21 protein-coding genes are annotated in these 20,783 nt (G+C 35.5%); 3 read left to right on the forward strand and 18 right to left on the reverse strand.

Annotated features, from left to right (window positions below):
* Window positions 1-373: 373 nt before the first annotated feature.
* Window positions 374-514 (forward strand): sporulation histidine kinase inhibitor Sda, encoded by a 141-nt coding sequence (gene sda / locus PY093_RS18190; RefSeq protein WP_275647232.1) that lies wholly within the window; start codon window positions 374-376, stop codon window positions 512-514.
* Between the two features lie 49 nt (window positions 515-563).
* Here sda and PY093_RS18195 read toward each other — a convergent pair whose 3' ends face one another.
* The 3 genes from PY093_RS18195 to PY093_RS18205 all read right to left on the reverse strand — a co-directional run bounded on the left by PY093_RS18195 (window position 564) and on the right by PY093_RS18205 (window position 3,754).
* A complete protein-coding gene (locus PY093_RS18195; protein ID WP_275647233.1) occupies window positions 564-1,349 on the reverse strand; it encodes a phosphatidylserine decarboxylase in 786 nt (261 codons plus the stop codon).
* Between the two features lie 201 nt (window positions 1,350-1,550).
* Complete coding sequence (locus PY093_RS18200) at window positions 1,551-3,344, reverse strand: M3 family oligoendopeptidase (RefSeq protein ID WP_275647234.1); 1,794 nt, start codon at window positions 3,342-3,344, stop codon at window positions 1,551-1,553.
* A 242-nt stretch (window positions 3,345-3,586) separates the two neighbouring features.
* Complete coding sequence (locus tag PY093_RS18205) at window positions 3,587-3,754, reverse strand: sporulation protein YjcZ (protein ID WP_275647235.1); 168 nt, start codon at window positions 3,752-3,754, stop codon at window positions 3,587-3,589.
* Window positions 3,755-4,061: 307 nt separating this feature from the next.
* Between PY093_RS18205 and sigK the strand changes: the two genes are divergently transcribed.
* Entirely contained in the window at window positions 4,062-4,775 is a 714-nt protein-coding gene (gene sigK / locus PY093_RS18210) for an RNA polymerase sporulation sigma factor SigK (protein WP_275647236.1), read from the forward strand.
* Window positions 4,776-5,513: 738 nt separating this feature from the next.
* On the opposite strand, the gene PY093_RS18215 is transcribed toward sigK, so the two are convergent.
* The 6 genes from PY093_RS18215 to PY093_RS18240 all read right to left on the reverse strand — a co-directional run bounded on the left by PY093_RS18215 (window position 5,514) and on the right by PY093_RS18240 (window position 9,855).
* Window positions 5,514-5,654, reverse strand: a complete 141-nt coding sequence (locus tag PY093_RS18215; protein WP_275647237.1) for a YrzI family small protein — start codon at window positions 5,652-5,654, stop codon at window positions 5,514-5,516.
* Window positions 5,655-6,025: 371 nt separating this feature from the next.
* Window positions 6,026-6,274, reverse strand: coding sequence for a YrhC family protein (locus PY093_RS18220; protein WP_275647238.1), 249 nt, complete (start codon window positions 6,272-6,274; stop codon window positions 6,026-6,028).
* A gap of 125 nt (window positions 6,275-6,399) precedes the next feature.
* A complete protein-coding gene (locus PY093_RS18225) occupies window positions 6,400-7,533 on the reverse strand; it encodes a bifunctional cystathionine gamma-lyase/homocysteine desulfhydrase (RefSeq protein WP_275647239.1) in 1,134 nt (377 codons plus the stop codon).
* A 1-nt stretch (window position 7,534) separates the two neighbouring features.
* A complete protein-coding gene (locus PY093_RS18230; protein ID WP_275647240.1) occupies window positions 7,535-8,458 on the reverse strand; it encodes a PLP-dependent cysteine synthase family protein in 924 nt (307 codons plus the stop codon).
* Between the two features lie 29 nt (window positions 8,459-8,487).
* Window positions 8,488-9,195, reverse strand: a complete 708-nt coding sequence (mtnN, locus tag PY093_RS18235; RefSeq protein ID WP_275647241.1) for a 5'-methylthioadenosine/S-adenosylhomocysteine nucleosidase — start codon at window positions 9,193-9,195, stop codon at window positions 8,488-8,490.
* A gap of 21 nt (window positions 9,196-9,216) precedes the next feature.
* On the reverse strand, window positions 9,217-9,855 hold the full coding sequence (locus PY093_RS18240; RefSeq protein ID WP_275647242.1) for a class I SAM-dependent DNA methyltransferase: 639 nt from the start codon (window positions 9,853-9,855) through the stop codon (window positions 9,217-9,219).
* 208 nt (window positions 9,856-10,063) lie between these two features.
* Between PY093_RS18240 and PY093_RS18245 the strand changes: the two genes are divergently transcribed.
* Window positions 10,064-10,270, forward strand: a complete 207-nt coding sequence (locus PY093_RS18245; RefSeq protein WP_275647243.1) for a DUF2536 family protein — start codon at window positions 10,064-10,066, stop codon at window positions 10,268-10,270.
* 123 nt (window positions 10,271-10,393) lie between these two features.
* Here PY093_RS18245 and PY093_RS18250 read toward each other — a convergent pair whose 3' ends face one another.
* From PY093_RS18250 to PY093_RS18290, 9 genes are all read right to left on the reverse strand, one after another.
* A complete protein-coding gene (locus tag PY093_RS18250) occupies window positions 10,394-11,152 on the reverse strand; it encodes a YrrS family protein (protein WP_275647244.1) in 759 nt (252 codons plus the stop codon).
* A 73-nt stretch (window positions 11,153-11,225) separates the two neighbouring features.
* Complete coding sequence (locus tag PY093_RS18255) at window positions 11,226-12,998, reverse strand: peptidoglycan D,D-transpeptidase FtsI family protein (RefSeq protein ID WP_275647245.1); 1,773 nt, start codon at window positions 12,996-12,998, stop codon at window positions 11,226-11,228.
* 79 nt (window positions 12,999-13,077) lie between these two features.
* Window positions 13,078-13,554 carry a transcription elongation factor GreA gene (gene greA, locus PY093_RS18260; RefSeq protein ID WP_275647246.1) on the reverse strand — a complete coding sequence of 159 codons (477 nt, stop codon included), beginning with the start codon at window positions 13,552-13,554 and terminating at the stop codon, window positions 13,078-13,080.
* Between the two features lie 172 nt (window positions 13,555-13,726).
* Window positions 13,727-14,362 carry a uridine kinase gene (gene udk, locus PY093_RS18265; protein WP_275647247.1) on the reverse strand — a complete coding sequence of 212 codons (636 nt, stop codon included), beginning with the start codon at window positions 14,360-14,362 and terminating at the stop codon, window positions 13,727-13,729.
* Between the two features lies 1 nt (window position 14,363).
* A complete protein-coding gene (locus PY093_RS18270; RefSeq protein WP_275647248.1) occupies window positions 14,364-15,638 on the reverse strand; it encodes a peptidase U32 family protein in 1,275 nt (424 codons plus the stop codon).
* A gap of 35 nt (window positions 15,639-15,673) precedes the next feature.
* Window positions 15,674-16,603, reverse strand: coding sequence for a peptidase U32 family protein (locus PY093_RS18275; protein WP_275647249.1), 930 nt, complete (start codon window positions 16,601-16,603; stop codon window positions 15,674-15,676).
* Window positions 16,600-17,256: an O-methyltransferase gene (locus PY093_RS18280; RefSeq protein WP_275647250.1), complete on the reverse strand. Its 657-nt coding sequence runs from the start codon at window positions 17,254-17,256 to the stop codon at window positions 16,600-16,602. Before PY093_RS18280 ends, PY093_RS18275 begins: the two co-directional genes overlap by 4 nt.
* A 220-nt stretch (window positions 17,257-17,476) precedes the next feature.
* A complete protein-coding gene (gene mltG, locus PY093_RS18285; RefSeq protein ID WP_275647251.1) occupies window positions 17,477-18,601 on the reverse strand; it encodes an endolytic transglycosylase MltG in 1,125 nt (374 codons plus the stop codon).
* 771 nt (window positions 18,602-19,372) lie between these two features.
* Window positions 19,373-20,656 carry an IS110 family RNA-guided transposase gene (locus PY093_RS18290; RefSeq protein ID WP_275645258.1) on the reverse strand — a complete coding sequence of 428 codons (1,284 nt, stop codon included), beginning with the start codon at window positions 20,654-20,656 and terminating at the stop codon, window positions 19,373-19,375.
* Between the last annotated feature and the right edge of the window lie 127 nt (window positions 20,657-20,783).

Consider the following 20,783-nt stretch of genomic DNA (forward strand, 5'->3'; position numbering starts at 1 on the left):
AATTTACTTCATCCCAACTAGGAAAATAGCTAAGCTGATCCCTCATGTAAAGGATTTTTTTCGACAATTAGTAGTGAAAAATAAAAATTTTTCGACAAAACTCTTCGAAATTCAACAGCTGTGGATAAGCTTATACACATTTTACCTATTGATACACAAAGATTTCCATTAATTATTAACAACATACTAACAAGTTATCCACCTTCACTTGTGGATAACAGAACGATTGTTCTCCATCTTTTTTCATGATAGAGTAACTATACAACCAAAGATAACTTACTATTATATTGAGCCGAAATAGATTTTAGAACGATTTTACCCCTTTAATATCATTTTATTTTAGGAGGTGACTTGCCTATAATGGCAGGCCATTATGAGAAAATTATCAGATGAATTATTAATTGAATCTTACTACAAAGCAACAGAGCTTAGACTTAGTATTGATTTCATTCGCTTAATTGAATCAGAAATTAGAAGAAGATCCTTAGTACATAGAATTAAAGTTTCATCATAAGAGCCAATAAATGGCTCTTCTTTTTTTCCTTATTTATACTAATCATCTCTTATATCTTCGTTAAATATCCTATCATTTCACCAACCCTTATCTCAGTTTTTCTTCTAGTCGAAGCAAGTGGTGAAAAACTGTCTTTTTCAAATAGCAAAACCACTGTAGATCCAAATGAAAAGTACGCAATTTCTTCTCCTTTTGTTATCGTGTCACTAAGATGGGTTGTTTCAATGCTATTAACAAACATCGCTCCTACTTTTACAATCGCAACATGTCCATTATCATGTTTCACTTCTGAAATAGTTCGATAATTCTTAGATAAAGGTGCCTTACCATATTTTAATCCCAATTTATTTACAGGATAAGATTTTGAGCCTAGCGTCCACTGTTTTGTTAGCACACCAGAAACCGGACTATGAATTCGGTGGTAGTGACTTGGACTTAAATAAAGAATAATAAACGTTCCCTCACTATATTTACGAAGTATGTCTTCTTGACCAAGCATTTCTGCTATTGAGTATTGTTTTCCCTTTACTTCAATAAGTTTGGAAGCGGAAATTGTTCCAATATCTTCTAAAACACCGTCAACAGGACTTACAACACTATTTGGGGATTGGTCAATTGGTCTTGAACCTACCTTGAGTTTTCTAATAAAAAGATCATGGAGTGTTTCAAACGTGTGTATCTGTTGTTCCATTTCTTCTTTATTAAGTTTAAAAACCCTTGCAAATGAAGGTATGAGAGCTGAACTAATTTTAGACTGCGAGAATTTTCTTAGAACCAACGAGACTGTTTTCTGATTTGTTAATTCAATCAAAAGTCGATATAACAACATAACCAATGCTTTTTCCTCCTATTGTATTCCTTAAACAAGACTATGGTAATTGATGCCATGACTGATATTATATCACTTGTGGTTGTTCCTGCACTATTATTATTTCAAGTACTTACATTTGAATACTCATTTTATAAATCCTTTACAATTTGTATCTGTAAATACAATAAAGGCATCTAATAAAGATAGATGCCTCATCAATAACTATTAATTGGTTAGTGTTAAAAATTCTTCTACATCTTTAATTGACAGTCTAACAGCCTTCTCCCAGAATTCTGGTTGTGTTAGATCTACACCTAGATGTTTGCTGGCTAATTCTTCAACAGTCATACTTGCTGTATCTTTTAGCAATGCGATGTATTTATTCTCATAATCTGTACCTTCTTCAATTGCTTTTGCATAAATTCCAAGCGAGAATAAATAGCCAAACGTATATGGGAAGTTATAGAAAGGAACTCCTGTAATATAAAAATGCATTTTAGATGACCAGAAGCTTGGGTGATACTGATCTAACGCATCACAATATGCTGTCTTTTGTGCTTGTTCCATTAATTCATTAAGTCGTTCTGTGCTTACTATTCCATTTTTACGTTCTTCATAGAAAGAAGTTTCAAAGATAAATCTTGCATGAATATTCATGTAAAATGCAACACTTCGTTGGATTTTATCTTCTAATAATGCAATGCGTTCTTCCTCAGTAGTTGCATTTTTTACTGAAGCGTCTGCTACGATCATTTCGGCAAATGTAGAGGCAGTTTCGGCAACATTCATCGCATAGCTTCGATTCAATGTATGTACACCTTTCATCGCATGTTGATGGAACGCATGTCCTAATTCATGGGCTAATGTCGAAACATTGGATGGAGTTCCTGAGAATGTCATAAATATACGAGATTGATCGCTCTCTGGGAAGCTAGTACAAAAACCACCAGGTCGTTTACCGTCACGGTCCTCTGCTTCAATCCAACGATCTTCAAACGCTTTTTTTGTAAATTCTGTTAGCTCTGGACCAAAATGACTAAATTGCTCTAGGATAAATTCCGCACCTTCTTGATAAGAAACTTTACTTTCTGTCTTACTGATAGGAGCATCAAGGTCATACCAGCTTAGTTTTTCGAGACCTAATAGTTTTGCTTTACGGTTTAAATATTCAACAAAGGGAGCCTTGTTATCAGAAATGGCTTTCCACATTGTTTCAAGAGTTTGTTTGGACATTCGATTAATGTCAAGTGGCTCTTTTAAAACCTCTTCCCAGTTTCTTTGTTTATACACATTTAAACGGAAACCTGCTAAATGGTTTAATGATGCACCAATATAATCAGCCTGCTCTCCCCACGCTTTTTCCCAGTGTTCAAAAACGTTTTTTCGTACATTCCTGTCAGAACTGGAAAATTTGTTATGTGCTTGGCCAGCAGATAATTCCTTTATTTCACCATTCTCTTCGAATGGAATTTTTAATTTACCTACAATCGTATCATACATTTGTCCCCACGCATGGTAACCATCAATACCTAGACTATTAATTAATGATTCTTCCTCAGTAGACAATTTTTCTTTTGCACGATTTCTTCTTTCATTAAGTACATATGAAATTTCCTGAAACGGTTCTGCTTGCAGAAGTGCTTCAAATACAGCTTGGTCGATTGTAACAAGTTTTTGATCGAAATTAGTTAACACTGTTTGAAATGTGGCACTAAGCTGTGTAACTTTTCCACGTAGCATATTCGCCTTTTTATCTTTTGTATCCTGGGCACTTAGGCAACTAACAAACGCACCCGCTTGACGCATTTTAGCTCCTACATTTACAAATGCTGTTATTATTGAAGACAATGCTTCTTTCTCATTTGCTTCTGTTGGTACTGTGAACTCTTTAACCAAGGTAGAGAAATTATTTAATTCTGAGTCTAACGTTTCTAAATGTGTAGCGAAAGCTGGTGAAGAACTTCCCCCTTCAAAAAAAACGTCTAAATCCCAAGTTTGTTCATAAGTAGTAGTATTCACGTAACGCTCTCCTTTCAATTTTACATTGTATGTATAGGTTAGGTAGTTCAGGCTACTAATGATATTTAGATGACCTAAATTCTTGAATACCTACTATATAGTATATATGAATTTTAAAAAAATTTCTATTATTTCAAAACCTAACAAGTTAACGCACTAGGAGCCCGGTTAGGCGTAAAAACTACGTTTTCTAAAATGTAAAAAGGCTTATACACCTGTCATGCATAAGCCTCTCCCCTTATTTATTTTCCATAATAATTGTAATAATAGTAGCCTCCACCAAGCACAAGTAATAATACGAGGAGAACCACTATTAGTCCAAAACCGAACCCACGACCAGCATACCCTGGTCCCGCTTGAATATAGCCTGGATACCCATAGCCCCCATAAGGATAATAACCATATAGCATTTCTCATTCCCCCTAAAATTTGAATATTCACATACAATAACCTAGTAACTAATGACATTTACATTGATCATTTATTCTCAGGCAGTACTTCCTATTACTAATCTATTCTAGTCATTTGTATTGGGTAAGGGCATGTGCGGAGTTTTTAAGAAAAACATCTACTATTATCAACCAATAGCAACTTCGATAAGCATTTTTTACTTTGTACAGACACAAACAAGCTTCCTCGTACATAAGAATGAATTAATAGGCGCTAGCCTAGATTGTTAATTTACTTGACTGAGTTTTACAATGTGGAGGTGAGTGAATGTCAGGGATATTAGCAGCATTAGGATATTTCGTTAAAGAATTATTATTTTTAGTATCATATGTAAAAAATAATGCCTTTCCACAACCATTATCAGCTTCCGAGGAAAAAAAGTACTTACGCTTAATGGCTGAGGGTGACGGACATGCCCGAAACATATTAATCGAGCACAACTTACGGTTAGTAGCACACATCGTCAAGAAATTTGAAAACACTGGAGAAGACACAGAGGATCTTATCTCAATTGGCACGATAGGTTTAATAAAAGCAATCGAAAGCTTTTCAGAAGGCAAAGGAACTAAATTAGCAACATATGCTGCGCGCTGTATAGAGAACGAGATATTAATGCACCTAAGGGCCTTAAAAAAGACAAAAAAAGATGTTTCTCTTCATGACCCAATTGGTCAGGATAAAGAGGGCAATGAAATAAGCTTAATTGATGTTTTAAAATCAGAGGCAGAAGATGTCATTGAAACCATCCAGTTAAACATGGAGCTTGAAAAAATTAAAGAATATATTGATATTTTAGACGGAAGGGAAAAAGAAGTTATTGTAGGTAGGTTTGGCCTTGATCTAAAAAAAGAAAAAACGCAAAGAGAAATAGCCAAAGAACTAGGCATTTCACGAAGCTATGTATCAAGGATTGAAAAAAGAGCATTAATGAAAATGTTTCATGAATTTTACCGGGCTGAGAAAGAGAAACGAAGATTGTAAAAACAACTTCAATGAGGAAAAGGGCTAGAAGTTCACTCTAGCCCTTTTTAAAATTCCTATTAAACTTCTACACTAACTTCTGATCCGATAATAAGTGCGATAGACACCGTGATCACAAGGCCAATTACAATTGTAAACAAATGAATACACCCCCCGTGTCTGTGTTGGTATTTAGCTTTTCTTACTTCTAATTTATCACTTATATAAGGTGTAAATCGCCGGCATCTATGAACGATTTGTTAAATCCTTTTGACAAATATGTGAATTAGGAGCCGATGGCGTCCAAAAGCTTGACATTAAAACTAGGTACAAACTTTTATACTTTCTTAGCTTTTAAAAAAGCACTTGGTTTACTCAAGCGCTCTCGAATATCAGTCTAAGAGGTGAACTAGTTCCTTTCTTTTCTAAATAAGATTGTAAAAAGGAAAACATGTAGTGACAACATATAATCAATTCCTCCTTTTATGAAAATGGGTTAGGTGGAATCTTTCTCCACAAATAACCAAGCTAAAATCACATTTACTTTTCTAAACATTTCAATTACCACCTTTCTAAATATTGATATAAACCTAAATGTTGCTCATCACGTTCTTTAGCTGCTATTCCATTTGTTGCATGAATGTATCGCGACGATTTGTTTAGGAGAACATTTCTCTAGCGTATTTGTTAAAAAGAATAAACGAAACAACTGACATAATCTTTTGTTTTTCTCCTCTCGTTTTGTTTATTTTTTTAAAATTAATTCGTGTAAAACATTGTAATATGGCGGTCTTTCATCTCTTCATACATTTTGTTTACTTTCTGTTCATGTTGGATCTCTTCAATTGTTCTTTCTTTTTTCATTACTGATATCGTCAGAAAAAATAGGTTAAACGTCATAAGTATTCACCTCCTTTTAGGTTGTTGTTAAAAAATGGCGCAAAAAAACCACAGTTCAGTAATGTCCTGTGGCATAAAAAGACATATAAAAGCCACAGGTACACAATTCGTCCCTGTGGCATGATTTCACACATTAAATAACAACGATGTAGTTATTTTTTCATCACCATGTCGGTCGAATAGAATTGTACATATAAAGTTGTTACACTGATCTTCATCGCTACATTAATCACGTTACTCGACCTCCTTTTAATGAAATTTTTACTACAGAGGTAATTATATCCAAATAAATTACCACTGTAAACACCTTTTTCTAAAAAAAGGTAATTTTTTTTCACGTAAAAAATCCTCTCCCTAGAAAAAGGAAAGGATTACTTTTGTTCTTCCATATCACTTAATTGGTGTTTATACTTAATAGCTTTTTGAAAAAAGTAAAATGATAAGCTTAGAAATAGTACAGTAGTACCCATTAAGAGATATACTTGAAATATTTCTTTCCCCTCTGAAGGCGGAATTAATACACCTATATATAAAAATACACTTACAGTAAGCAATATAAACGCAAATTGTGTATAATCAGCCATTTTAGCTTGAAGCTCTTTTAATTTGTTTAACTCCATTAATTACACCTTCTTTATAGTAATCTACTAAAACTATACCATATGTTTTTTTGTTCGTGATGATGTAAATTAAACCAAACAAAAAAACCTTCCACATAGTGGAAAGGTCTATATTGTAATTACGTTTATTTTAACGCTTGAGCTAAATCTTCAATTAAATCTTCTGCATCTTCAACTCCAACAGAGATTCTAACAAGCCCATCTGTAATACCTAGTTCCGCACGGCGTTCTGTCGGAATAGAAGCATGGGTCATTTTTGCTGGTAAGGATATTAGACTTTCAACTGCCCCCAGACTTTCTGCTAGTGTAAAATATTTTACACTCGTTAATAATTTCTCTGCCTTTTCAGCACTTCCAACATCAAATGATACCATTCCCCCAAAGCCTGAAGCTTGTTTCTTAGCAATGTCATGGTTTGGATGTGATTCTAGACCTGGATAGTATACTTTTTTAACGGCAGGATGGGCTGATAGGAAATTAACAATTTTCGCTGTATTTTGTTCATGTTCTTCCATCCGAATACCTAATGTTCGAATCCCACGGATTAACAACCATGAATCTTGTGGTCCTAAGACTCCACCAGTTGAATTTTGAACAAAATGTAGATCCCGAGCAAGTTCCTTTGAATTTACAACCACTAAACCAGCAACTACATCACTATGACCACCAATATATTTAGTTGCACTATGAAGGACAATATCAGCCCCTAGAGTTAGTGGGGTTTGCCAATATGGCGTACTAAATGTGTTATCAACTATAGTTAACAAATTATGTTCCTTCGCTATTTTTGCAGCACCTTCAATATCAGTAATCTTTAATAATGGGTTTGTAGGTGTTTCGATAAAAATCGCTCTTGTATTTTCACGAATTTCACTTTCAATAGTAGCCAAGTTACTTGTATCGACAAAGGTTGAATCAATACCTAATCGATTTAACACCTTGGTCATTACGCGGTATGTGCCTCCGTATACATCGTCTGTCAGGATAACATGATCACCACTATTAAATAACATCATAACAGCGGTAATTGCTGCCATTCCTGAACCAAATGCGAAACCAGCAGTACCTTCTTCAAGGTCTTTGATTAATTCTTCAAGTGCGTGGCGTGTTGGGTTTCCTGTACGAGAGTATTCGAAGCCTTTATGATTGCCAATGCCATCTTGTTTATATGTGCTAACCTGGTAAATCGGAGTTGATACTGCTCCTGTTTGTGGATCACCGACTAAACCACCATGTATCATTTTTGTCTTACGTCTCATTTTAAATCCCCCCATCATATATCCTCTTACTCAAGTATCTTTCACTACCATCAGCAAAGATCGTTACAATATTTGTACCTGCCTTTGCTTCCTTTGCCTCAAGTAATGCAGCATGTATTGCTGCGCCTGATGAACTGCCTACAAGCAGGCCCTCTTTTGCTGCAAGTTCCTTTACCCTTAAAAAGGCGTCTTCATCAGTGACCGTATGGATACTGTCAAAATATGAAACGTCCATATACCCGGGTAAAAACTCCATTCCAATTCCTTCGGTTTTATGTGGGCCAGATTCTCCACCATTTAAGATAGACCCTTCTGGTTCAACAATCACCGTTTTTATTTTAGGATTTTTTTCTTTTAAAAATCGTGCGGTTCCCATAAATGTTCCACCTGTACCGGCACCCGCTACAAATACATCAATGTTACCTTCTAATTGTTCCCACATTTCCGGACCAAGTGTTTTATAATACGTTCCTGGGTTGGCAGGATTTCCAAATTGCTGTGGAGAATACGAATTAGGAATTTCAGTTAAAAGTTGCTCCGCTCTTTCAATAGCGCCCTTCATCCCAGCCTCTGTTGGTGTATGAACGATTTCTGCACCTAATGCTTTCATTAGTTCCTGTTTTTCGATACTAAATTTTTCAGGCACACAGACTACAACTTTTATATTTTGATTTAAGGCTGCAAGGGCAAGACCAATACCAGTGTTCCCTGCAGTTGGTTCAATAATTGTTCCACCCTCTTTAACTTTTCCAGTATCAATAGCTTCTCGTAAAAGCTCCCTGCCAAGACGATCTTTAATACTACCACCAGGATTGCACAGTTCTAGTTTTGCAAATAAACGCACTCCTTCTGGTAATGGAAAATGAGTAATTTCGATAATTGGTGTATTCCCAATTAGCTCATGTATATTTCGATATACTTGCATCGTTCGCTCTCCTTCTACCTTTGGAAGAATTACTTAGTATTGCTCCTAATTTCCTCCACTATTTTTAAAACAATATTTGAGGAGTTAACAGCAGCTGTTTCTAAAAATTGTTCAAATGATATACCTGATTCTTTTCCAGCGATATCTGATAAAGCTCTCGTAATCACAAAAGGAGTGCCGAACTGATAACAAACCTGTGCAATTGCTGCCGCTTCCATTTCAACGGCATATAATTCTTTAAACTTTGTACGAACAAATTCCACACGAGTTGGATCACTCATGAAAGAATCTCCAGTAGCAATTAATCCCTTTACTACCTGTACATCTTGAATGGTGCTCGCACATTTCTCTGCAATTTCAACTAGCGTTTTGTCAGCTACAAATGCTGCTGGTAAACCTGGTACTTGCCCATATTCATAGTTAAATGCTGTAACATCAACATCGTGATGACGAACTTCAGTTGAAATAACAATATCCCCAACATTAAGTGATTGCAAAAAACCTCCCGCTGAACCTGTGTTTATCACATAAGTTGGATTAAACTGTTGTAGTAATATTGTAGTTGACAGTGCCGCATTTACTTTCCCAATACCAGACTTTAATAAGACAATTTCTTGTCTATTAATGGTACCCGTAGTAAATTCACAACCCGCTATTGTTGTTTCCTCACGATTTTGAATCGTCTCTCTTAGAATAGCTACTTCTTCTTCCATTGCTCCGATAATTGCGATTTTCATAAATAAGATCCACCTTTTAAATTATAATTTAGTGGCTTCCATTACCAACACAAAATCATTACATCTTGTAAACTCAACTACAAATCCATTCTTCTCTAGCATTTTCCGTATTGCGTCCTTAGTTGTGTAGTATTCGGTTTGCAAATCTTTTGCCAGGTTGGAATAACCTTTTTGTTTTGCGTTTTCAACCATTTTATCGTACGCTTTTTCATCTTCGAAAATAGTGTCTGCAAACACTATTTTACCACCTTTTTGTAGAAACTTGCCATAGATTGAAAAAGCGAACTCTTTTTCTTGATTAGTAAGGTGATGAAAAGCATATGAGCTGACGATTGTATCTACATTCTCGGGTTTGTCGAACTGTATAAAGTCACCAGCTAAAATAGTAGCTTTATCTCCAAGCTTATCTTTTGCTATATTACGCATTGAGACAGAAGGTTCTACCCCATAAACTGAAAGCCCGTACTTAATTAACTTTTTTGTTAAGTTTCCTGTACCCACTCCGAATTCCAACACAGTTCCAGATGCTTTATTGGCGACTTCCTCTAGAATATCTTCATAATTCCGGAAAACTTCTTTATATTCTACATCATACCCTTCCACTGTAGAATCATAACTGTCCGCCCATTTTTCAAACAAATCGTTGAATTCTGTTCCCATGATGTTCACTCTCCTATGCAAAACATTTATATATTATAATTCCTATGAGTATAGTATGAATTTAAAAAATAACTGTTCTAAATTTACCATATGTTTTTTCTTAAATCAATTAAGAAGGATTTATATTACCATATTATTCGCAAGAAATTTTTGCTTAAGTATGGTAAACTGTATCCACAATTGTCATGTTAGAAGGGACGTAGTTTTAGTGGAATTTAAATTGGATTTTATTCAAGATAAGGTAGAATTTTTTGAGGCTTATGATATTACAACTCTAGAGAAAAAAATAAATGAGCAAATCGAATATAATAAGGCTATCCTTTTAGAGGTACATACTGTCACACACCAAATGTATGTAAATGACGAAGGGCTCAAGTACTTTACAGCGGTTGTTCATTTTAAAGCGAAAAAATAATAACTAAAAATAAGAAACAGGGCGCACGGAGCTAGGGCACTTAAACTAGGTAAAAACTTTTATACTTTCTTATTTTTTAAAAAAGGCGTAGGGTTTTGCTCACCCTGCACCTTTTTAGTATTCTCATTCATCATCATTGTCGTCTTCATTCTCAGGTGCATTTTGATTTTTGTAAAATGGACTATCATTTTCTTTTAACTCTTCAACAAGGATTGGCTGCCAGCCTTCGCTTTCTATCCAATCAACATATACTCTATAAATTTGCAAACCATCTCTAGTTGCTATTGTGACTTTTGCTTTATCCGGGGCACCATTATTCGTTAACCACCAGACAGTCATGTTAGCCCGATCTAACCCAGTTGCATAGCTTGCAGCTTTTTCTAGCTCGATCCGATTTTTTGTATCTTCGTCATAATTATTCGTTTCTGGTTGTGATTGTGTAGTCCCAATTGGCTGCCAAGCTGGATTTTCAATTGTTCTAATTACGTTTGATTCAGGATCTCCTGCAGATACTATTGCCCCTTCCGTTGATTCTGGAACTACTTCTTCATTAGTGGTTTCTTCCGTAGTGTCACGATCTGATTGGTTTGTTTCATCAGAAGGGCTTGCGTCTGTATTTGTTTGGTTAGATTTATCATCCCCTGTATTTCGATCATTCTCGGTTTCTTTTGCACCGCTACTTTGCTCTTGGCTATTTTCTTGAGTAGTTGAACTTACTTGCTTTGTTGGCTCCTCTTTCCCAAATAATAATCTTCCACCAAAGAAAAGTATTAAGATGAAAACTAGCGCTATTAAAATGTTAAATATTCTATTTATTTTCCGGCGTTTTAATCTCTTTTCTGTACGAGGTCCTTCGTACAATTTCTCCCAATCATACCCCATGCAATAGCCTCCCAACGTCCTTCTATTTCCCTATTTTAACATTTGATCCCCAATTGATGAAGAAAAAATTCTACTATTTAGGAGGATCATTATTTAGTTGATATATGCCCTCTACTATATCATAAAAGACTTCATTAGTAACAGCTGCACTTGATTCTCTATCTAAATCTACCACCACTAAAGCATATTTAGGATTTGTTACAGGAAAATATCCAGCAAACCATTTGTTAACAAGACCAGCTGTACCATTACTCAACGTTTTTCCAGTTTCTGCAGTCCCTGATTTTCCAGCGACCTCATACGGTAGTGACTGAAATCTCGTCCCTGTTCCATCTGTTACAACATTTCGTAACAACTCTTGTAACCTCATAGCTGTATATGGCGTAATTATATCGCCCTCAAGCAGGTTATCAGGAAAAGAAAACAATGTCGTCCCATTTTTATAAAGGACATCACTAACTGATTTTACCTGCCTTTTCTCACCACCACGTGCGATTGTAGCCATCATATTTGCAAGAGCTAAAGGTGAAACCCTTACATCCTTTTGTCCAATTGCTGTTTGGGCAACTGCTTTTGCAGCACTTTTATCGCTCTCATCTGACCAGATTTTACCCGGGTACTCTTTTGGCATTTGCACAAAATCTTGAAAACGAAAGACATCCCCCTGCCATCCCACTGGTCCAAGTAGACCAAGTTTTTTAGCATAAGTCTCGATTACAGTTGGATCCTCTTTAATCAACTCATTAGCAATCGTAGCGAAGGTATAATTACAACTCTTAGCAAAACTTTCCTTGAATGTAAGATTACCATTTTCATACTGTGATGGCCCATCACCATACATATTTAAATCGCAATCAAATATTCTAGTATTAAGGTCTACATTTTTTTCAATAGCAGCAGCTGCGATGACAGTTTTAAATACAGATCCTGGAAACTGCGGCATGAGCATTTGATTTTCTGCCCCATTATCTCCAAATGGGTTTTTATAATTTATGCTTGGTTTACTAACCATTGCTAAAATTTCATTTGTTTTTATGTCTAGTAAAACGATTCCACCTTTAATAATATTTTGCTCTTCTATTACCGTTTCAGCGAGTTTTTGAAGCTCTAGGTCAAGAGTGGTTTTCACTGCAACAGGATAAAAAGGGTTAGCGGGAGCAGAATATTTAACATCAATACCAAACAATGGAGAACCATCACCTGAAACATGATAAAGTAGTTTCGCTTCACCTTCAGGTAATAAAAATTCATCAAATGTGGCTTGAAGCCCTGTGATACCCATCATTGTTCGTCTTGATAGGTACGTTTTTTCTGGGTATCGTTCATTTAGAAGCTCTTCGTTTTCTCGGATGATACCAACTAGGTGTTCTGCTAGTTTAGAGTCAAGTTCATATTGTTGGTATACAGCAAAAACACCTGGTATTCGTAACTCATTGATCTTTGACATTTGCGTTTCATTTAATTTAAGCGGTTTACCACTTTCTTCAAATACAAAAGGGGTCTTAGAATCTTTAACAGCTTCTTCTATTTTTTTTGATGATACATCAACTATTTCTGCAACTTCTTTAATTGGCCATTTTCCGTTTTTCAAGAAAGGAAAAAGGATAAGACTTGGGTGATATTCATGAGTGAGAGCATTATTATAACGATCAACAAACCTTCCTCTTCCTTGATCAATTACCATTTCTTGTGTTCTTTGTGTTACACTTTCTTCAATTAAATTCACTTTATTTTTCGAAAAGGATTCTGTGTTTGTTAGTTGAATTTGTACAAGTCTTCCTACAAGTCCACCTAATATAAGTGTAATTATTATTATCATTTGCAACGTTCTTCTTTTAATTACCATAAAAAAACACCTCGTCATCAGTTTCGACGAGGTGTTTCGTTTTATACAATGCATTTAAAATTTCTATGTTAAAAGATAATTATTTAATAGAGACAATTTTAACAAGCATATCTCCACCAGGTGTTTGTACATTAACCTGGTCACCGACTTGTTTACCAATTAAACTCTTAGCAATCGGCGAATCATTTGAAATCTTCCCTTCAAATGGATCTGCCTCTGCACTACCCACAATAGCGTATGTTTCTTCATCACCATCAGGCAGTTCTATAAATGTAACCGATTTCCCAAGTGAAACTGTGCTTGAATTTTCTGAGTCACCGACAATAATTTTTGCATTACGAATCATATTTTCAAGAGTAGTGATTCGACCTTCAACAAATGCTTGTTCTTCCTTAGCAGAATCATACTCAGAATTTTCAGATAGATCCCCGAAACTCCTAGCTATTTTAATACGTTCCACTACTTCTTTACGTTTAACTGCTTTTAAGTAATCTAGTTCTTGTTCTAGTTTTAATTTTCCTTCCTCTGTCATTGGAAAAACTTTTTCTATTGCCATATCCCTTCACTCCTTCTCTTTTCGAACATCCCTGAAAATGAGAACATTAATATTGGCTAAGTCCTTCAAAGCCATTACTCTCATTCATAATAAGTTCTTTAGGGTGGGTTAAGCTTAGTAATTTTAAGCCAACCCAATTTTTACAATCTTTATCTTTATCTATGCTATGTTATTACAAAATAGCATTTTGTTCAAGAATTGTTTGAATTTTTGTTACCATTAAATCGATAGCAACATGGTTTTGTCCACCTTCAGGAATGATTATATTTGCATATCGCTTTGTAGGTTCTATAAATTGATTGTGCATTGGCCGTACTACCGAAACATATTGATCAATAACTGAATCGATCGTTCGTCCTCGTTCCTTTATATCTCGAAGCAGTCTTCTTATGATTCTAATATCTGGATCTGTATCAACATAAAGCTTTATATCCATTAAATTACGAAGGCGCTCATCTTCTAGAACTAATATACCTTCTAAAATAATCACATCTTTTGGCTCAACCACAATAACCTCTTCTGAGCGAGTATGAAGTGTGTAATTATATACTGGCTTTTCAATCTGTTTATAGCACAGTAATTTTTGAATGTGTTCAATTAGTAAATCATTGTCGAAGGCTAACGGATGATCATAATTCGTATTTAACCGTGCTTCATAGGGCAATTGACTTTGGTCTTTATAATAAAAATCCTGCTCAATCATTAAGATGGAGTGCCCTTTAAAATGCTCATAAATAGATTTAGTAACACTGGTTTTACCTGAACCTGATCCACCTGCAACGCCAATTACGATTGGCTTCTTCCCCATGTTAGTGCCCCTTTCGCATCATGTTGTTTGGGGATAATGGCTTGTCAACTTTAAATTGAACAATCTGTAGTGGATGACGCGCCACATCAAGCTCTAGGCCCTTTTCATCCCATATTTTATCTATTTTATGAGTGAAGTTTTCAATTTCCGGTCCGAAAAATTCAACTTCATCACCTTGTCTAAAATAATTTCTTTGTTGTAATGTGACTACACCAGTCTCATGATCATAATCTAATACAAGTCCTACGAAATCATAAGTTGTCTTTTTGCTATGGTTTCCATACATTTGTTCTTTATACCCCGGGAGACCTTCAAAAAATGCAGGTGCAGTTTCACGATTAGCACATTTATCAAGTTCTTCAAGCCATTCTTTTTTTATCACAAAATTATCTGGATCTGCACAATATGCATCAATTACTTTTCTATAAACACTTACAACCGTTGCGATATAATGGATTGATTTCATTCTGCCCTCGATTTTTAAACTATCGATACCCATTTCAATCATTTTGGGTATGGATTGAATTAAGTTTAAATCTTTAGGACTCATTGCAAATGCAGGATCATCTACATTAAACAACGCAACCTCTTGTCCACCATTATCAAGCTTGAATAAATCATAGTCCCAGCGGCATGACTGGCAACAGCCCCCACGGTTTGAATCACGAGCAGTCATATGGTTACTTAAGGTACAGCGACCCGAATATGCGATACACATCGCACCATGTATAAATGTTTCTATTTCAATATCTACTTTCTCTTTCATCTCACGGATTTCCTCAGCACTTGTTTCACGTGCTAATACTACACGCTCTAATCCTTCTTCCTTCCAAAACTGAACAGCCTTCCAGTTCGAAAGTGATTGTTGCGTACTTAGATGTACTTCAAGTTTTGGGGCAACTCTTCTACACGTTTCTATAATTAGTGGATCCGCCACGATAATTCCAGCTACTCCTGCAGCTTCTAAGCCCAATAAATACTCATCAAGTCCAACAATGTTTTCATTGTGAGCAAAGATATTAGTCGTAACATAAATTCTCGCACCATACTTCTTTGCAAACTCAACGCCCTCTGCCATTTCTTCGTGTGTGAAGTTATCAGCGTTTGAACGTAAGCCATATTCCTGTCCACCAATAAAAACAGCGTCCGCACCATAATGAACTGCAATTTTTAACTTTTCTAAGTTACCAGCAGGTGCAAGTAGCTCAGGCTTTTTCACAATAACACGTTTACCGTCAATGATTTGTGATATTTTGTCTACCATTATTGCCGACATTGTTGGTTCCTCCCTATTTTTTACTATTTATACGTTTAGTAAACAGTTTCTTTAAAGAAGAAACCTGTATCTAATGGACGATTTTTAGGTTGAATTTCTTCAATCGCTTCTAAAAGAGAGCCTTTTTTATCCTCATACTCATCTCTGTTATGAACAGCTAAATTAATGGCCTCACGATACTTTTTTGTCACTTCGAGTATATAGTCAGAAGATTTTAAAATACCATCTATTTTAAGACAATCAATACCTGCATCGATCATTTCCTCTAATTCATCAATGATACAGATATCATTTGGACTCATAATATGAGTTCCGTTCTCATCTTCAAAAATTGGGTATTTATTATCTCGCTCATGGTCAAATAAAAACATAGTGCTTTCAAGCTTATTCTGCTCAAGCTCTAACTCTTTATCTTGGTATTCAAAGTAATTCCCGATAAGCGAACGCTTTGATTGGAACATACAAGTCATTCCATGCACTTGAACTTCAATTTCTACCTCTGCATTTTCTTTCATCAAAATGATAGAATCCATGTTTAATTCACGTGCTAATATTGCACGCTTAGCACCTTTACGTCCCCAATAATTACATGTATACCAATTTGTTGCTGTCGTTTCTGTATTCCAATGTAGTTTCATTTTCGGAGCTACCTCGCGGGCAGCCATTAGAACTGCAGGATCACCAAATACAATTGCATCAACATTTACAGATTGTAAAAATTTGATATATTCACCTAGCTCTTCTACCTTTTCATTGTGAAATAATGCATTCATCGCAACATAGACTTTTTTATTTTTATCGTGTGCAATCTGTAATGCTTCATTTATATCATCTCGAGTAAATTCTCCTGCAAGACGTAATCCATACTTCTGTTCACCAATTACAAAAGCATCCGCACCAGCCTCTATAAGGGGTGCAATATCTGAAACACTGATAGGGGTAACTAGAAGTTCAGGTATTTTCATTGATTTACACCTCTTTTTTTACTAATTGCTATACCATCACCTATAGGTAAGATGGTTGTATGATAGTTTGGATTATTCATTAGCCATTCATTATAGGCTTTTATTTTATTTACTAGGCTTCTAGTTCGCTTAATTTCTAACTCTTTTTCCGCAACAAGCCCTTTAAATAATACATTATCAGTTATAATCACACCATTGTTTGATAATTGCATCTCATAATAGTTGAAAAAACGTTGGTATTGACCTTTTGCTGCGTCTATAAAGAGAACATCAAAATTATTATATCCAGCATTTTCTATTACATCTACAAGCTCAAGGGCATCACCAAAATAAACTGTGATCTGGGCACTTGTCTTAGTTTCATTGATATAATGTATTGCTTGATCATAACGTTCTCTATCTCGCTCTATTGTTACTATTTTAGTGTCTGGAAGTGCCTTAGCCATTCGAATTGCAGAATACCCAATTGCAGTTCCAATTTCAAGGATCGAAGCTGGCTGAATCAAACGTAATAGTTGAAGCATGGCCTCTATGCCAACTAAGTCCATAATAGGTACATTGTGTTCTTTAGCGTAGGCTTCGATCTCTATGATTGCACTTTCTCTATTTGGTATTAGCGACTCTAGATATATCTTTAATTCTGCTGATAGCAATAAATTTTCCTCCAGTCTAAAAAGCAATAAAAGTGAAGCTTGTTTCGGTATAAAGGAAACTTCCCATTGCGGGAGTAAACTGTAATAAGCCAAAATAAAGAAATTGGCATATGCCAATTTCCCTTTATTGTTTGATCCATATAAAAGTGTTTTTATAACTCGATATATTTTACCACAAGAAGATAGGGAACGCTAATTTTTCTCATTGCCCCATACTTATTTAATTACCAATGTACTTAGCTTTTGCTCGATTATGATCGTTTAGCGTTTTGGTAAATATGACTTCTCCTGATGACGTAGCTAGGAAGTATAGGAAATCAGTTTCAGCAGGATTTAATGCAGCCTCAATTGACATTTCACCAGCATTTGCAATAGGTCCTGGTGGTAAACCATTGATTTTATATGTGTTAAAAGGAGAGTCCACTTCCAAATCTTCATATAAGACACGCTCTTGATGTGCTCCTATTGCATATAATACAGTAGGATCTGTTTGAAGTGGCATACCTATATCCAATCTATTATAAAATACACTTGCTATTTTTTGGCGATCGGTTTTAGCGGTTGCTTCTTCTTCAATTAACGAAGCCATAGTTAAAAGAGTGTGAACCGACATCTCTTTTTCTTCGGCGGCGCCTTGGAATTTAATAAGTATTTCTTCTGTTTTATTTAACATCGTTTGAACAATATCCTCAATCGTTGGTTTTTCTTTGTAGATTGGGTATGTTGCTGGAAACAAATATCCTTCAAGTGGGTACATAATATCTTCATGTAATATATCGTTTGTTAATACACTAGGATACAAGGTCATTAATTCCTCAATAAATTTTTTATCGTTTAATTTCGTAAAGACCTCATCTTCATTTTGGTTAGTTTTTTCAGCAATAATTTTTGCAATTTGTTGTAATTGCTTACCCTCAGGTATTGTAAGTGAAAATTTCACTTCTTCCATAACCTTTCCGGTTTTAAGACTAGAAACAATCTCTTGAAAGGTCATTGCAGGTGTTAACTTATAATCTCCAGCTTGGAAGCCAGATTCATTTCTAAACTTTGTATAATAACGGAATACTTTTGCGTCTTTAACGATTCCATTTTCCTCTAAGATGTTTGCGATTGTTGTTGGGGATGACCCAATAGGAATTGTGACTTCAATCTGTGTATTGTTTTTAGGATCAACAGGTTGTAATGCAGATTTGATATATAAATAACCGCCTCCAACTACACCTGAGATAGACAGTAATATGATTATAAATATAATTAAGACAATCCTTCTAACAACTCTGGCTTCACTTTGCCGTTCTAAGAGCTTTTCTTTATACTCTTTATCGTTCGAATCTACTTCAGACATGATTATTTAAATCCTCCTCTCACTCGAAATATTATACTACATTTTTTCTCATAATTCGTCAATATTTGGTGTATTCGTAAAAAGAACTCTTGAAAAAATAAGAAAAGCGCAGGGCGCCCGCCTTTCGGCGACAAGCATAAGACGAGCCCTGACTGAAGGCGTTTTTTGCCTTCGGGAAGGGATTGGCTTATGACCTCGAGCCGATGGCGCCCGGAGCTAGACACTAAAAACTAGGTACAAACTTTTATACTCCCTCATTAAAGTAAGGTTTTTCTCTTGTTTTCTCTGTTTTTCTCAGTATTTCAAATTTCAATAAGACTGCACTTTAATGGACTAACAGAACTTTATTTGTATTTTAGAGGAGGAGGACATAGTTAAATAAACCCTCTTCTTCTATTTTTTTACAAAAAAGGATAATATCTAGAAATATGGTCGCTATTGGATCCCACAATGTTCATGGCGGCACACCCTCCCATTTCTCACGGCGTCATATGAAAAATATGCGCATACATTCCTTCGTTCTGCCTATCCATGAAGTGGGGTCGGCGATGCTTTCTTGCGGGGTCATTGCCCAATAGTATAAATGCTTGCCGACTGCTCCTAGCTTCTGTTGTAAGTCTTCTTCAAATTGAAACAACTTTAAAATACTTCGACTACTAAGTGAATAAAAAATGAGAATTAAATATTGTCATCGATACTACTGTTTATGTTATATAAATCTTCGACTATTTTCTGCACCTAACTTCTTTTTGATCACTTTACCCTATCCTTTTAAGCAGCTTCTTGCATACTAAAATGAGGAATATCTTGTAACATTTTAGCTGGTTCAAACTCAATTTGTTTCTTTCCAATCGTAAATAAAATACGAATTAATTTACAACATATAGCGATGATAGACTGCTTCTTTTTTAATGGATTTTCATTTCGTGTAATAAAGTACTGATGTAGTGCCTTAAATGCAGGATTTTGAGCTACAAGAGGCAACACGACTTTAAACAATAGTGCCCTTAATTTAGGACGCCCTCGTTTAGTAATAATTGTTTGCCCTTTCCACTTTCCTGATGTAGCTAGTTTTAAGTTTAATCCTGCTAACTTAACAATTTGGTCGGGATGTGAGTACTTTTGTAAATCACCGACTTCTGCAAAAAAGGAGGCTACTGTAACTTGTCCAATACCTTTAATATCTCCCATCTCTCTCGCCCCTGGAACATCTTGTATGATGTTCTCTACTTCACTCCAGACGCTCTCTAATTGTTCTGAAAGAAGATCGTATTGGTCTAGTAAGCTTTTTAATTTTAACCTAGCTAGACTTCGCCCCTCTTTAATGCCTACTGAACGAAGGGCAACGTTTTTCAACTGAACAACCTTCTTTATTCCCACACCTTTTTTAACTTCTTTACGAATTTCAGCTAGAATTTCCAAGTCTTCACGCTCTAATAACTCATCAGGAAAAAGTCCCATTCTTAGAACTTGTAGAGAAGCTTTTCCATCCCACTTCCCAAAGACCGTTAAATATTCAGGAAAGAAACGGTCGAGCCATTGGTGAACTATATTTTTCACAGCTGTTAGGTCCTGTACCAATTGGTTATATAGGTTCATACCTTCACGTAAATCCGAGTATATACCTTCCGGTAAATTGGGCTCCGAATATCTTCCGCCCTCAATAAGTCTAGAGATAACTCTAGCATCCTTGAAATCATTCTTAGTAGGAGAATTGTCATCTAACTCCTTTGTTTGCTTAACATGAGCTGGATTAACTACAACCACCTTTTTTCCTTTTTCTTTTAGCCAATAAGCCAACGGAAGCCAATAATGTCCAGTAGGTTCCATCCCAATGATGACATCTTCCTTAGACTGTTTAGCTTTGATTTGATTTAACCAGTTTATGAAACCTTCAAAACCCTCATATGTGTTTAAAAATGTATGAGCTTTTCCAAATTGTATACCTCTATAATCTTGTGCTCTTGCGACATGCTTATGTTTAGCAATGTCAACCCCTATAATTAAGGTTTTTTCTGTAAGTTGCAGAATCTTGTCATTTTGTTTATACTTCATTTTATGTCCTCCTTTGGTTATTAAATGTCCTTTGCGCTGATCAGCTTGGACACTTTGTATCATACCAAGGAGGCTTATTTTATTCAAATCTCATTTTGCTTTAATACAGGAATGCTTTCTTATCTTT

The organism is Cytobacillus sp. S13-E01, assembly GCF_029193815.1.
GTDB lineage: Bacteria > Bacillota > Bacilli > Bacillales > Bacillaceae_L > Bacillus_BV.